Source organism: Actinosynnema sp. NPDC059335 (genome assembly GCF_042752395.1).
Classification (GTDB): Bacteria; Actinomycetota; Actinomycetes; order Mycobacteriales; family Pseudonocardiaceae; genus Actinosynnema.
In genome coordinates this window covers 1-14,190 of record NZ_JBHYXZ010000195.1, presented here as the reverse complement: position 1 = coordinate 14,190, position 14,190 = coordinate 1, and the positions used below count along the sequence as shown (strand labels likewise).

At 74.1% G+C, this 14,190-nt stretch carries 10 protein-coding genes and 1 pseudogene; 3 read left to right on the top strand and 8 right to left on the bottom strand.

The window, feature by feature from the left end; translation table 11 throughout:
• From ACFXGA_RS36135 to ACFXGA_RS36100, 8 genes and pseudogenes are all read right to left on the bottom strand, one after another.
• Positions 1–373 (bottom strand): annotated as a pseudogene (locus tag ACFXGA_RS36135) (hydrolase TatD); the annotation flags it as partial.
• Entirely contained in the window at positions 373–1,701 is a 1,329-nt protein-coding gene (locus tag ACFXGA_RS36130) for an EboA domain-containing protein (protein WP_378096247.1), read from the bottom strand. The pseudogene ACFXGA_RS36135 and the gene ACFXGA_RS36130, both read right to left, overlap by 1 nt.
• Positions 1,698–2,480, bottom strand: coding sequence for an SCO3242 family prenyltransferase (locus tag ACFXGA_RS36125; protein WP_378096244.1), 783 nt, complete (start codon positions 2,478–2,480; stop codon positions 1,698–1,700). Before ACFXGA_RS36125 ends, ACFXGA_RS36130 begins: the two co-directional genes overlap by 4 nt.
• A complete protein-coding gene (locus ACFXGA_RS36120) occupies positions 2,477–3,619 on the bottom strand; it encodes an inositol-3-phosphate synthase (RefSeq protein ID WP_378096241.1) in 1,143 nt (380 codons plus the stop codon). Before ACFXGA_RS36120 ends, ACFXGA_RS36125 begins: the two co-directional genes overlap by 4 nt.
• 27 nt (positions 3,620–3,646) lie before the next feature.
• Positions 3,647–4,831, bottom strand: a complete 1,185-nt coding sequence (locus ACFXGA_RS36115; RefSeq protein WP_378096238.1) for a substrate-binding domain-containing protein — start codon at positions 4,829–4,831, stop codon at positions 3,647–3,649.
• 29 nt (positions 4,832–4,860) lie between these two features.
• Complete coding sequence (locus tag ACFXGA_RS36110) at positions 4,861–5,850, bottom strand: ABC transporter permease (RefSeq protein WP_378096235.1); 990 nt, start codon at positions 5,848–5,850, stop codon at positions 4,861–4,863.
• On the bottom strand, positions 5,847–6,812 hold the full coding sequence (locus tag ACFXGA_RS36105; protein WP_378096250.1) for an ABC transporter permease: 966 nt from the start codon (positions 6,810–6,812) through the stop codon (positions 5,847–5,849). Before ACFXGA_RS36105 ends, ACFXGA_RS36110 begins: the two co-directional genes overlap by 4 nt.
• A 44-nt stretch (positions 6,813–6,856) precedes the next feature.
• Positions 6,857–8,335, bottom strand: a complete 1,479-nt coding sequence (locus tag ACFXGA_RS36100) for a sugar ABC transporter ATP-binding protein (protein WP_378096232.1) — start codon at positions 8,333–8,335, stop codon at positions 6,857–6,859.
• Between the two features lie 144 nt (positions 8,336–8,479).
• Here ACFXGA_RS36100 and ACFXGA_RS36095 point away from each other — a divergent pair, with 144 nt between their 5' ends.
• The 3 genes from ACFXGA_RS36095 to ACFXGA_RS36085 all read left to right on the top strand — a co-directional run bounded on the left by ACFXGA_RS36095 (position 8,480) and on the right by ACFXGA_RS36085 (position 13,845).
• Complete coding sequence (locus ACFXGA_RS36095; RefSeq protein WP_378096229.1) at positions 8,480–9,484, top strand: polyprenyl synthetase family protein; 1,005 nt, start codon at positions 8,480–8,482, stop codon at positions 9,482–9,484.
• A gap of 475 nt (positions 9,485–9,959) precedes the next feature.
• The gene (locus tag ACFXGA_RS36090) at positions 9,960–12,833 is read left to right on the top strand and encodes a glycoside hydrolase N-terminal domain-containing protein (protein ID WP_378096226.1); all 2,874 of its coding nucleotides are present in this window, start codon (positions 9,960–9,962) and stop codon (positions 12,831–12,833) included.
• Between the two features lie 232 nt (positions 12,834–13,065).
• Positions 13,066–13,845: a FadR/GntR family transcriptional regulator gene (locus tag ACFXGA_RS36085; protein ID WP_378096222.1), complete on the top strand. Its 780-nt coding sequence runs from the start codon at positions 13,066–13,068 to the stop codon at positions 13,843–13,845.
• The last annotated feature ends 345 nt before the right edge of the window (positions 13,846–14,190 follow it).

The window sequence follows — 14,190 nt, the reverse complement described above, 5'->3', positions numbered from 1 at the left end:
ACTCCAACTGCCGCGCGAACGCCACATCCTCCTCCGGCGTCATCGAGTCGTAACCCACCTCACCCACCGCCACCACCCCGTCCTTGGCGAGGTAGTGCGGGAGGTGGTCCAGCACTCCGGCGCAGCGCCGGTCGTTGGCCTCCTTCGGGTTCAACGCGATGGCGCAGTGGTGGGCGATGCCGAACTGGGCCGCGCGGAACCGCTCCCAGCCGATCAGGCCGTCGAAGTAGTCGAGGAACGACCCCACGTTGGTGCGCGGTTGTCCCAGCCAGAACGCGGGTTCCACGAGCGCGCGGACGCCGGCCCGGTGCATGGCCTCGTAGTCGTCGGTGGTGCGCGAGGTCATGTGGACGTGCGGGTCGAAGATGCGCATCAGGACGCCTTCCCGAGCAGAGCGAGGGCGTCCGCGGGCACCTGGCGGCCGGCCGCGCGGCGTTCCTCGGCGAACGCGGACACCATCCGCCGCAGTTCGTCGTCCGCGCGCCGGTCGAGGTCGGCGACGACGTCCAGCGGCACGCCCATGAACAGGCACTTCAGCACGCCGTGCCGCCACGCGTGCTGGTCGAGGTGCGCGGCGGCGAACGGCCCGAGCGCCGCCGCGACGAGGCCGGTCTCGTTGCCGCGCAGGGCGTCCTTGACCAGCTCGACGCCGGTCTCGGCCGCCCGGCCGCCGATCTCGGCGAGCCCGCGGAGCACGCCGAGGCGTTCGGCCGAGGTGCCGTGCCGGTAGAGCGCGGTGAGCCCTTCCGCCACGTCGGGGGCGGCGTCGGCGTAGGTCACGAGCAGCCGCACGCGGGCATCCGCCACCCGGTCCCGGACGGCCCGGCCCGCGGCCGGGAACAGGGACCGGATGGACGCGGGGTCGGCGCGCACGGACCGCTCGGCCCCGGCCAGCCAGCTCGCCGCCCGCAGCGCCTCGAACGCCCGCCTGGCCACCACGGGCGCGACGTGGTTGTGCCGGGGCAGCTCCACCCCGGCGACACCCCGGTAGCCGATGTCGGTCAGCGCCGCGAGCGTGCCGGGCAGGTCGAGCAGGCCCTCGCCGAACTCCAGGTGCTCGTGCACGCCCGGCACCATGTCGTCCAACTGCACGTTCAGCAGCAGGTCGCCCGCCCGGCGCACACACGCCGCCGCGTCCTGCGGTTCCACCGCCACGCAGTGCCCCACGTCGAGCGTGATGCCGAGCAGGTCCGGGTCTCCCAGTTCCGCCCGCAGCCGCAGGGCCTGGTCCAGGCGCTCCACCACCATGCCCGGCTCGGGCTCCAGCGCGATCGGCACGGCGGGCCCGCCGGTCAGCACGGCGTCGACGCCCGACTTCAGGTGCTCCCAGGCATCCGGGGAGCCGATGCCGGACCAGAACGAGACGCAGTCCGCGCCCAGGTCGGCGGCGATCCGCTTGGCCCGCAGCAGGAAGTCGACCCGGACCTCCTGGTCGCCGCTCACCAGCGTGGGGTGGTGCTTGTGCCACGGGTCGAGCAGGTAGCGCGCCCCGGTCTCCACGACGACCCGCAGGCCCAGCTGCGCCAGGCGGGCCGCGAGCCGGTCGGTGCGCGGCCCGATGTCGTCGGCGAACGGGTCGAGGTGGTGGTGGTCGAGCGTGAGGGCGACCGCCGTGTAGCCGAGGTCGGCGATGATCGACAGCGCGTCGTCCAGGCGGTGGTTGGCGAACCCGTTGGTGCCGTACCCGAGGTGGAAGGTCATGTCGGGCCCACCTTCCGGCCGAGCGCCCGGACCAGCGGCAGGACCAGCGCGATCGCCGCGCCGTGCCGGGCGAGCGCGGCCTGGAGCAGCACCACGCCGTGGATGCCCGCCCTGGTCGCCGCGCGCACGGTCGTCGCCGACGGGTCCCGCACCACCGCCCACTGCGCACGTCCGACCGAGGCGGCGTAGGCCACCGCGGCGGCGACGCCGGTGCGCCGGCCGCCGGAGGCGACCGCCGCGGACACGGCGGTCAGGGCCGTGCCGGCCGCGACGGCCCCGGCCACGGCGGGCGACGTGCCGTGCACCTCGCCGCGCGACAGCACGGTCACGCCGAGCGTGTGCAGCGCCACCAGCGCGGCGGGCAGCGGGGCGCGGCCGCCCAGCAGCACGTCGAGCCCGCGGCACGCGGCCATCGCGAGCGGACCGGCGGGCGTGTCCTTCAGGACCGCGTCGTAGGCCCACACCGCCGCCGTGAGGGGGACCGCGTCGCGCCCGGCCGCCGCGGCGAGCCCGATGCCGACACCGGTGAGGCCGACGGCGGTGGCCAGGGCGACCTCGGGGGCGACCCGCCCGGACGGGATGGGTCGCTCCGGCCGCTCGACCGCGTCCAGGTCGCGGTCGGCCCAGTCGTTGAGCGCCATCCCCGCCCAGTACAGCGCGGCCGAGGCCAGGGGCAGCAGCAGCCGCCTGCCCCGCAGCGGGGTCGGGGAGCCGACGAGGGTGTCGCCGAGCGCGGTGAGCGCGGCCGGCGCCCGCACCAGCTCCAGGTACGCCCTCATCCCAGTCCCCTCGCCCACTCGTGCAGCGCGCGGGTCTGCTCGGCGAGGCGGTGCTCGTCGGAACCGAGGGGGTCCTTGAAGAAGAACGCCAACGCGCCCAACGCGCCGGACTCCCCCGCCGCGTGCGCCGCGGCCACGAGCCGGGTCAGGTCGAGCACCAGCGGCGCGGCCAGCGCCGAGTCCAACCCGGTCCAGGTGAACTGCAACGACATCCGCGCCCCGAGGAACCCCTCGAACGACACGTGGTCCCACGCGGTCTTCGTCTCGCCGAGGTCGGGCACGTTGTCGATGTGCAGGGGCGCGGTGACCTCGCCGCCGAGCAGCGCCGCCAGGCCGCTCGCCTTGGTCCGCAGCTTGCTGTCGGCGTGCGCCGGGTCCTCCAGGGTCGCGCCGTCACCGCCGCCGAGCAGGTTGGTGCCCGCCCACGACCGCACGCGCAGGGCACGCGCGGTGAACATCGGCGCGAGCGCGGTGCGCAGCAGGGTCTCGCCGGTCTTGCCGTCCCGCCCGGCGTAGGGCAGCCCTTCCCGCCGGGCCAGCTCGTCCAGCGCGGGCAGGGCGATCCCGGTCGAGGGCGTGAACGCCACGTAGGAGCAGCCCGCGGTGAGCGCCGCGTAGGCGGCCAGCGAACTCGGCGGCAGCACGGCGCGCCGCGGGTCCGCCAGCGCCCGCCGCAGCGCGGCCAGGTCGGCGTGCTCGGGCTCGGCCGGCACGGGCGGTTCGGTGGACGACACGTCGACCACGACGACCCGGGCGAGCCGGTGCCGGTCCCGGAACGCGGTGATGTCCGCGGCCAGGCGTTCGGCGACGTCGGCCTGCGTGCCGTCGAAGCGGGCCGTGCGGATCTCGCCGTCGACCTCGCGCAGGCCGGGTCGGACGCCGTCCAGCAGGTGGTGCGGCAGCACGCCGCCCTGGGCCAGCAGCTCGGCCCGCTTCTCCAGCGGGGTGTGCGCGACGTCGTGCCCGCCGACGACCAGGTCCGACCAGCCGGGCAGCGGCACGCCGGCCAGCTCGGGCCGCTCGGTCACGCACCCGGTCGCCGGGGTCAGCCCCGCGCGCAGGGCGAGCAGCCCGCTCACCGCGGTCGTCGCGACGGAGCCGCGCGCGCCGACCAGCCAAAGTCCCACGGATCCCGCCATGGCTCCTCCTCCGATCTCGGGTGCCGACTACTTCCAGGGACCGGGGTAGCCCGGCATGCCCTCGCACCCGCACATGGCGTAGTGCAGCGGCGGCATGTCCTGGTCGATGAAGTCCGCGACGTCGTCCTGGGTCACCTTCGGCTGCGGCAGCACCCACTCCTCGGGCACCTGCTCGCCCTTGAGGATCCGCAGCGCGGCGATGATCGGCGTGCGCCACTGGTAGGTCGGGTAGGTCGGGGCGACGGCGGTCATCCCCTCGGCGGCCCACAGCCGCAGGAAGTCCTGCTGGTCCTCGCCGACGAACGCCGGGATCGGCACGCCCGCGTCCTGGAACGCCTCGACCGCGGCCACGGCGGTCGCGCCGGCGTCCATCCACACGCCGTCGATCTGCCCCTCGCGCTGGAGGTAGTCCCCGACGATGGTCTTGGTCTTGGCCGCGTCACCGTCGGTGAACTCGACGCCGACGATGTCGAGCCCGCTGCCCGTGAAGATCTCGTTCGCCGCGGCCCACCGCTGCTCCAGCACGTCCACGCCGGGCAGGATGCGCAGCGCCAGGACCTTGCCGCCCGGCTTCACCCGCTGCTTCAGGAACTCCGCGCCGTCCGCGCCGAACGCGAACCCGCCGATCGGGTGGATGAACGTGACCGGGCAGTCGGAGTCGACGCCGCGGTCGAACACGATCACCGGCACGCCCGTCCGGCACGCCGCCTCGACGGCGGGGGTGAGGGTGGCGGTGGTGTTCGGCGAGACGATCAGCGCGCTGCACCCGCGACCCGTCAGCGACTGGATGTCGCTGATCTGCTTGTCGTCCTTGGCCTCCGCGTCCAGCACGGTGAACTCGGCGATCTCGGGGTGCAGCTTCACCTCCTCCCGCATGGTCTTGAACCCGACCTGCCGCCACGGGTTGTCGACCGAGGCGTTGGAGAAGCACAGGTGGTGGCCCCCGCCGGGCTTGGCGAACGCGGCCGTGTCGACCAGCTTCGGGTCGAGCGCCTGCTCCCACGGCTCCGAGCCGCCGCCCGGGAGACCGACCGGTGTGGTGGTGCGGAACCGCAACTGGCGCTCGTACTCGGCCCGGTCGAAGAACTCGGACCGGTCCGCGGCCTGGTCGGAGGTCGTCGTGGCACCCGGCCCCGCGGCGGGCAGGTCGCTCGCGCAACCCGCCGTCACCAGCGCGGCCGCGAGTGCGGCGGCCAACCACTTCCTGTCCATGATGGTGCTCCTCGGTTCTTCGGCGGCGTTCAGGGCGTGACCGGGTCGGACCGGCGAGGCCGCAGCACTCGTCGTGACCCGCCGCCCCGCGCGGCGTAGGCGACCGCCGCGATGATGATCAACCCCTGCACCGCGGTCTCGAGCGCGCCCGAGACGCCGAGCAGGTTCAACAGCGAGAACAGGGCTTCCAGCGTGAGCGCGCCCGCGGCCGCCGCGACGACCGAGCCGCGACCGCCGCCGAGCACCACCCCGCCGAGCACGACGGCCGTGATCGCCCGGAACTCCAGGCCGGTACCGACCTGGGCGGAGACGCCGGCGAACCCGGCGAGCAGGATGGCGGCGACGGCCGCCAGCAGGCCGGACAGCACGAACGCGACGACTCTCAGCAGGTCCACCCGACCGCCGGCGAGCCGGACGGCCGTGTCGTTGTCGCCCACCGCCAGCAGCGTGCGGCCGGTGCCGCCGCGCATGAACAGCGCCGCGCCGACCAGCGCCGCCAGCAGGACGAGCACCGACCACGGCACCTGGCCCAGCACCGGCACGTCGAACCCGCCCCGGCCGAACACCCGGAACGACGGCGACAACGCGCCGCGCGGCGCGCCACCGGTCCACAGGAACACCGCGCCGTCCAGCACGAGCAGCATCCCGAGCGTCACGATGAACGACGGCACCAGCAGCTTCGTCGTGATCAGGCCGTTGACCAGGCCCACGAGCACGCCGAAGCAGAGCAGCAGGGCGATCACCCAGGCCGTGTTGGCGTCGTCGCCCTCGACCAGCCGGGCGGCGATCACCACCTCGGCGGTCACCAGCGACCCCACGGACAGGTCGAAGCCGCCGGAGGCGATCACGAAGTACTGCCCGATCGCCAGGAGCACCAGGGGCGCGGCGCGCTTGAGCAGCGCCAGGTAGCCCGCCGGTTCGGCGTAGGCGGGCCCGGTGACCGCGAGCGCCACCAGCAGGACCGCCAGCACCACGAGCACCGGGGCGGTCCCGTCGGCCAGGCGGGGTCGCCACGTCACGTGGACCTCCGGGACAGGTGGCGGCGGGCGTACAGCGCCACCGCGACGATGAGCACGACGCCGCGCACCACGTCCTTGAAGAACGGGTCGACCGCGAGGTCGTCGAAGACCGTGTCGAGCGTGGCGAGGATGAGGACGCCGCCGAGCGTGCCGACGACACCGCCGCGGCCGCCGGCCAGGGCCGTCCCGCCGAGCACCACGGCCGCGATGGACTCCAGGTCGTACCCGGCGTCCGTGCCGACGTACGGCGCGCCCGACCCGAGCCGGGCGGCCAGGAACACGCCCGCGAGGCCCGCCGCGAGGGAGCACAGCACGTGCGCGGTGACGACCGTGCGGCCGGTGCGCACCCCGGACAGCCGGGCGACGTCCACGTCCCCGCCGACCGCGTACATGTGGTAGCCGCCGCGGGTGCGCCGCAGGTACCACCACGTGCCCGCGGCGACGAGCAGCACCAGCAGCGCCGCCACCGAGACCGGGCCGATCCGGCCGTACCCGAGGTGCTGGAACGACCGCGGCACGCTGCCCGCGGGACCGGTGTAGCCGTGCTCCAGGTAGCCGCGCAGGACCAGCGCCACGCCGAGCGTGGCGATGAACGCGTTGGCCTTGAGGACCGTGATCACGAGACCGTTGACGAGCCCGACGACGGCCGCGACGGCCAGCGCCAGCAGCACGCCGGGCACGATCATCCCGTCCCGGCCCGCCATGGTCTCGGCCGCCAGCAGCGAGCACAGCCCGACCAGGTACGCCACCGACAGGTCGAGCGACCCGGTGACCACGACCACCGTCTGCCCGATCGCGACCAGCCCCAGCGCGGTGGCGCGGGTGAGGATGTTGAGGATGCCGCCCTGGTCGAGCAGCACCCCGCCGCGCAACGCCACCAGGACGCTGCCGACGACGAGCAGCGCGACCAGCGCGAGGTAGACGGTCGCGGTCGGGGTCAGCGCACGCCCGCGCGCCCGCACCGCGCCCCCGTCCCGCCCGGACCTGGTCCGCTCCGGCGCCACGCTCACGCGACGTCACCGATCCCGTGGCCAGTCGCCAGCGCCATCACGGCCTCCTCGGAGGCGCCGGCCGGCAGCTCCCCCGCCACGGCGCCCTCGCGCATCACCAGGATGCGGTCGCTCATGCCGATCAGCTCGGGCAGCTCCGAGGAGATCATCAGGATCGCCATGCCCGCCCGCGCGAGGTCGCGCAGCAGGCGGTGCACGGTCTGCTTCGCGCCCACGTCCACGCCGCGCGTCGGCTCGTCCACCACCAGCACCCGCGGCCCCACCGCGAGCCACTTGGCGAGCACGACCTTCTGCTGGTTGCCGCCCGACAGGTACCGCACCTCCTGGTGCGGCCCGCGCGCGGTGACCGCCACGGACGCGAGCAGGTCGGCGAGGTCGGCCGTGCGGCGGGCCCCCGACCCCCGCAGCGCGGCCCGCCGCACCAGCAGGGCGTTGTCGCGGACGGACTGCCGCAGCGCCAAGCCCTCGCCCTTGCGGTCCTCGGTGACGTAGCCGAGGCCGGCGCGCACCGCGGCCCGCGGCCCGTCCACGCGCGTCGGCACGCCGTCCACCTCCAGGACCCCGGTGGTGAACGGCTCCACGCCCCAGATCGCCCGCGCCATCGCGGACCGGCCGGAGCCCTGCAACCCGGCCACGCCGACGACCTCCCCGGCGCGGACCTCGAAGCTCAGGTCGCGCACCCGGCCGTTGCCCGCCGCGCGCAGCGCCAACCGCACGTCGCCGACGTCGCCGCCGCGCCCGGGGTACAGGGTTTCGAGCGGGCGGCCGACCATCAGCCGCACGAGCCGGTCCGGGGTGATGTCCGCGGTCGCCGAGGTGGCCACGAGCGCGCCGTCCTTCAGCACGGTGATCAGCTGGCTCAGGTCGAACACCTCGCGCATCCGGTGGGAGACGTAGAGGATCGCCATCCCGCGCTCGCGCAACCGCGCCACCAGCCGGTACAGCAGCTCGACCTCGTGGTCGGCCAGCGCGGCGGTGGGCTCGTCCATGGCGAGCACCTCGGCGTCGGCGGACAGCGCCTTGACGATCTCCACCGCCTGCCGCTGCGCGACCGAGAGGCGCGCCACGGTGTCCGCCGGGTCGATGCTCCCCACGCCCAGCCAGTCCAGCAGCCGGCGCGTCTCGTCCTCCATGGCCCGGCGGTCGACGCGACCCCGGCGCACGGGCTCGCGGCCGAGGAAGACGTTCTCGGCGACCGACCGGTGCTCCAGGAGGTTGAACTCCTGGTGGATGATCGCGATCCCGGCCGCCTGCGCGTCGCGCGGGCCGGTGAACGACACCTCGCCGCGCGGCAGCAGGATCCGGCCGGAGTCCGGCCGGTGCGCCCCGGCCAGCACCTTCAGCAGCGTCGACTTCCCGGCGCCGTTCTCGCCGACCAGCGCGTGCACCTCGCCGGCCCGCAGTTCGAGGTCCACGTCCCGCAGCACGGCGACACCGAGGAAGCTCTTGGTGATGGCCTCCAACCGCACTTTCACCCGCGGGCCTCCGTCCACTTCGTCTCCCGGACCACATCGACGCGTGTGGTTCACTGTTGTCGCGGACGGCGCCCGCGAGGCGGCGCGCCCCGCCACCCTCCACTGTGGATCCCCCTCGCCCTCCGCCCGCACCGGGAGCAGACCATGACGAGCGCGCAACCACGACCGGCCGCCTCCGTGCTGGCCTGGAGCCGTGACCTGGTGGGGCCGGCGCTGCGGTCGGCGGTCGACCGGCTCCCCGCCTCGATGCGGCACGTCGCGGGCTACCACCTGGGCTGGTGGGACGAGCACGGCACGCCGAGCGGCGGTTGGGCGGGCAAGGCGGTCCGCCCGGCGCTCGCGCTGCTGTCCGCCGAGGCGGCGGGCGGGTCGGCGGAGTCCGCCGTCGCGGCGGCCGTGGCGGTGGAGCTGGCCCACAACTTCACCCTGCTGCACGACGACGTGCTCGACCGCGACCCCACCCGTCGCCACCGGCCCACGGCGTGGGCGGTGTTCGGCGCGGACGCGGCGATCCTCGCCGGTGACGCGTTGCTGGCGCTGGCGGCCGACGTGCTGGCCGCGTCGTCCCACCCGGCCTCGACCCGCGTGCTCACCGCGGCGGTGCTCGACCTCGTGGACGGGGAGCACGCCGACCTGGCGTTCGAGCGGCGCGACGACGTCCGGTTGGCCGAGTGCGTCGCGATGGTGGAGCGCAAGACCTCGCCCCTGCTGGCGGCGGCGTGCGCGTTGGGCGCCCACTTCGCCGACGCCGCGCCGCCGGTGGTGGCGTCGCTGCGGTCGTTCGGCCACCTGCTCGGCGTCGCCTACCAGCACGTGGACGACCTGCTCGGCATCTGGGGCGACCCCGCGACCACCGGCAAGCCCGCCCGGTCCGACCTGCGCAGCCTCAAGAAGTCCCTCCCCGTGGTGGCGGCGCTCGAATCCGGCACGCCGGCCGGGCGCGAGCTGGCCGAGCGCTACCGGGAGGGCGGCGCGGTCGACGTGGCGCGGCTCGCCGAGCTGGTGGAGGAGGCCGGTGGCCGCGCGTGGAGCCGCGCCGAGGCCGACCGCCTGCTGGCGCGGGCCGTGCGGCACCTGGACCCGGTCGCGCCGCGGCCCGCGGCGGAACTCGCCGACCTGGCGAGGCTGATCACCGACCGGGACGCCTAGCTGTCCGTCCGCACGCACCGTGCTCCTCCTACGCGGCTGCCGCTCGACGGCGGACGCCGAGCGGGGACGCGGGCACGAAGAGGACAGTTCGCCGTCGAACCATGGGTACTCCGGGCGGATCGGGAAGCGTGGATTCGGGCCGGTCCGGACGGGACCGTAGGTGCTAAAAATCAGCTAACGCAACTGTTAGCGCTAACGAGAAGGGCAACGACTGCGGCCACACGTCGGATCGGCGAAAACGCCTCGTTACACCGTGCGGCCTAATCCGACTATCCGTCGAACGGCGATTCGACGTGGTCAATCAAAGGAAAGCCTTGTTATCGCTAACAAAGCGCCTTCCTTGAGCGTTGACGTCGAGGTGAGCCACTGGCTACCTTGCCCGGAGGTCCGGTTGAGCCCTGGACGTCGCGGCCCGCCGCACGACGCTCCACAGAGGACACACGTCCCGCCCTGCCCCGCACCGATCACCGTCCGCTTGGAGGCCGAGCACATGTCGGAGCTGCCCCGAAGGCAAGTGATGAAGTACGGCGCGGCGGGCGCCGGAGCCCTGCTGGTGTCCGGCGGGTGGACCGCGCAGGCCCGCGCCGGCTCGGCCGCGCCGCCGGAGGTGCGCGCGGTCGACGACCTCGCGCTGTGGTACGACCGGCCGGCCGGCTCGGAGTGGCTGCGCGCGCTGCCGGTCGGCAACGGCCGCATGGGCGCGATGGTCTTCGGCAACGCCGACGTGGAACGGTTGCAGCTCAACGAGGACACGGTGTGGGCGGGTGGTCCGCACGACTACACCAACACCCGCGGCGCGGCCGCCCTGGCCGAGATCAGGCGGCTGGTGTTCGCGAACCAGTGGACGCAGGCGCAGAGCCTGATCGACCAGACGATGCTCGGCATCCCCGCGGGCCAGCTCGCCTACCAGACCGTCGGCGACCTCCGGCTCACCTTCCCCTCCCCCGGCACGGTCTCCGGGTACCAGCGGTGGCTCGACCTGACCACCGCCACCACCGCGGTGACGTACGTGGCGAACAACGTGCGGTACCGGCGCGAGGTGATCGCCAGCGCGCCGGACCAGGTGATCGCCATGCGGCTGACCGCCGAGACGCCCGGCTCGATCTCCTTCACGGCCGCGTTCGGCACGCCGCAGCGCGCGACCGCGTCCAGCCCGGACGGCACGACGATCGCGCTGGACGGCCGGTCCGGCGACCACCGCGGCATCGCGGGCGCGGTCCGGTTCCTGGTGCTGGCCAAGGCCGTCGCCGAGGGCGGCAGCACCAGCAGCTCCGGCGGCACGTTGCGGGTGTCGAACGCCACCAGCGTGACCCTGCTGATCTCGATCGGCACCAGCTACGTCGACTACCGCAACGTGAGCGGCGACTACCAGGGCATCGCGCGCGGCCGGCTCAACGGCGCGCAGGGCGCCGCGTACGACGTGCTGCGCTCCCGGCACGTCGCCGACTACCAGCGGCTGTTCGGGCGCGCGACGATCGACCTCGGCCGCACCGCCGCCGCGGACCAGCCGACCGACGTGCGGATCTCGCAGCACAACAGCACCACCGACCCGCAGTTCTCCGCCCTGCTCTTCCAGTACGGCCGCTACCTGCTGATCTCGTCCTCCCGGCCGGGCACCCAGCCCGCCAACCTCCAGGGCATCTGGAACGACCAGCTCAACCCGGCGTGGGAGTCCAAGTACACGCTCAACGCCAACCTGCCGATGAACTACTGGCCGACCGACACGACGAACCTCTCCGAGTGCTACGAGCCGGTGTTCCGCATGATCAACGACCTGACCGTGACCGGCGCGCGCACCGCGCGGGCGCAGTACAACGCGGGCGGCTGGGTCACCCACCACAACACCGACGGCTGGCGGGGCTCGTCGGTGGTGGACTTCGCGGCCGCGGGGATGTGGCAGACCGGCGGCGCGTGGCTCGCCACCATGATCTGGGACCACTACCTGTTCACCGGTGACGTGGAGTTCCTGCGGTCCTACTACCCGGCGCTCAAGGGCGCCGCCCAGTTCTTCCTGGACACGCTGGTGGAGGAGCCGACGCTGAAGTGGCTCGTCACCAACCCGTCGAACTCGCCGGAGCTGAACCACCACGCGAACGCCAGCGTGTGCGCGGGTCCCACCATGGACATGCAGATCCTGCGGGACCTGTTCGAGGGCTGCGCCCGCGCGTCCGAGGTGCTGGGCGTGGACACCGACTTCCGCTCGCGGGTCCGCGCGACGAGCCAGCGCCTCGCGCCGACGCGGGTCGGCTCGCGCGGCAACGTCATGGAGTGGCTCTACGACTGGGTCGAGACCGAGCCGAACCACCGGCACGTCTCGCACCTGTACGGGCTGCACCCCGGCAACCAGATCACCAAGCGCGGCACGCCCCAGCTCTTCGAGGCCGCACGGCGGACGCTGCAACTGCGCGGCGACGCCGGCACCGGCTGGTCGCTCGCCTGGAAGATCAACTACTGGGCGCGGATGGAGGAGGGCGGCCGGGCGCACGACCTGATCCGCTCCCTGGTGACGCCGGACCGGCTCGCGCCCAACATGTTCGACCTGCACCCGCCGTTCCAGATCGACGGCAACTTCGGCGCGACCTCGGGCATCGCGGAAATGCTGCTGCACAGCCACAACGGCGAGTTGCACGTGCTGCCGGCGCTGCCGGCCGCCTGGCCGACCGGCCGGTTCGCCGGTCTGCGCGGCCGGGGCGGGTACACCGTCGGGGCCGCGTGGAGCGGCGGCTGGGCGACCGAGCTGACCGTGACGCCCGACCGCGACGGCGCCGTCAAGGTCCGCGGCCGGGTGTTCACCGGCACGTTCGAGCTGCGGGACGCGACCAGCGGCGCGGTGGTACAGCCGGAGCGGGTGGAGGCCGACCTGATCCGGTTCACCGGGCAGGCGGGCCACACCTACCGGGTGACGGCGCAGGGCCGGCCGCCGCTGGTCGAGCCCGGCGTGAACTACCACCTGGTGGCGCAGCACAGCGGCAAGCGGGCCGACGTCAACGGCGCGTCGACCGCCGCCGGGGCCGCGCTGGTCCAGTGGCCCGCCACGGGCGGGTTGAACCAGCAGTTCGACTTCCTGCCCTCGGGCGACAGCTACCGCATCCGCGCCCGGCACAGCGGGCTGGTGCTCCAGGTGTCCGGCGCCGGCACCGGGGCCGACATCACCCAGCAGCGTGACGCCGGGACGCCGAACCAGCTCTGGCGGGTGGTCGACCAGGGCGGCGGGGTGGTCAGCCTGGTCAACCAGCTGAGCGGCCTGGCGATGGACGTGTGGTCCGCCTCCACCGCCGACGGCGCCCGCATCTCCCAGTGGACCGTCACCGGCGGCGCCAACCAGCGCTTCCAGCTGCTGCGCGCGTGACGACCGCCGCCCGCGGGCCGCGCGGTCCGCGGGCGGCGACCCGTCGCCGCTGATGAGCATGCTTATTCCCGCCGACCGCACCCGACCGCACCACTGACCGGCACTCCAGGCGCTGACGTGCGCCGATCGCCCAGCCACGCGTGCTCGCCCACTTCCTCCACGAGGCGATGTAAGCTGTGCGAACGGCGTGAGCCGTCATACTCTTGAGGTGACCCGTCACGAAGGAGCGGCGTTGACGGATGGCGCACTGGCACCGGAGGTCGGCGTGCCGGCGGGGCAGCCGGACGGCACCCCGCCGAGCGGCCCGTACCGGCCCGGCTACGAGCTGGTAGCCGAACAGATCCTCCAGCTCATCGCCGAACTGGAGCTGCAGCCCGGCGACCGGATGCCCACCGAGAACGAGCTGGCCGCGCGGATGGGCACCAGCCGCACGGTGGTGCGGGAAGCCATCAAGATCCTCTCCGCGATCGGGCGGGTGCGCGCGCACAAGGGGCGCGGCCTCTACGTGGCCGACGACGAGGGCATGCTCGGCTCCTCCCGGTGGGGCGGCTTCTTCCTGCCCACCAACCTCGACCACGTCTACATGCTGTTCGAGTTCCGCCGCGTGCAGGAGACGGCGGCCAGCAGGCTCGCCGCCACCCACGCCACCCCGGCCGAGCTGCGCGCCATCGGCGCCGCCGCGGAGACGTGCCGACACGGCCACGTGACCGACCAGGCCGCCCTGTTCGACCGCGGCGACGAGGACTTCCACCTCGCGGTCGCCGAGGCCTCGCACAACCAGTTCTTCGTCGCCGCGATCCGCGAGGCCCGCCGGTTGCAGCGCCAGTCCAGCACGATCGGGCTGCACGGCACCATCGGCGGGCACGCCGCGGAGGCCGTCGAGGAGCACTTCGCGATCTACCAGGCGATCCGGGACGGCGACCCGGAGGCGGCCGCGCGGGCGGCGGCCGTCCACGTCGACAACACGCTGCAGGACTACCGCCGCGAGATCCAGCGCCGCCTCTTCGGCTGAGCGCCGCCGCCCGTCGATTGGCCGTCGTCGGCCCTCTTCACGCTGCCCGAGAAAGCACCGGCGCGTCTGGACGCGTCCCGTAAATGTGTGCTACAAATCTCCCTGGACAAACTCCGTGTTTGTATGACATCGGCACCCAGGGGCAACGACGCATCGAGGGAGCGCACATGTCTGCTCATCGCCGGGCCCGATCCACCCCACCGGTGCGCGCGGACCGCGTCGACTCCCCCCGCTGACCAACTGGAATCCGAAATCGGGGGGGGGGGGGGGGCCCCGCGCCGCGCCGGCCCCCCCCCCCCGGCGCCCCGGTGCCGCCCGGGGCTCCCCGCCGCCCCGGCGCCCCCC

Coding starts and splice junctions, on each gene's coding strand:
- ACFXGA_RS36120 (WP_378096241.1), bottom strand. CDS start 3,619: ATGGCGGGATCCGTGGGACTTTGGCTGGTCGGCGCGCGCGGCTCCGTC.
- ACFXGA_RS36115 (WP_378096238.1), bottom strand. CDS start 4,831: ATGGACAGGAAGTGGTTGGCCGCCGCACTCGCGGCCGCGCTGGTGACG.
- ACFXGA_RS36130 (WP_378096247.1), bottom strand. CDS start 1,701: ATGACCTTCCACCTCGGGTACGGCACCAACGGGTTCGCCAACCACCGC.
- ACFXGA_RS36095 (WP_378096229.1), top strand. CDS start 8,480: ATGACGAGCGCGCAACCACGACCGGCCGCCTCCGTGCTGGCCTGGAGC.
- ACFXGA_RS36125 (WP_378096244.1), bottom strand. CDS start 2,480: ATGAGGGCGTACCTGGAGCTGGTGCGGGCGCCGGCCGCGCTCACCGCG.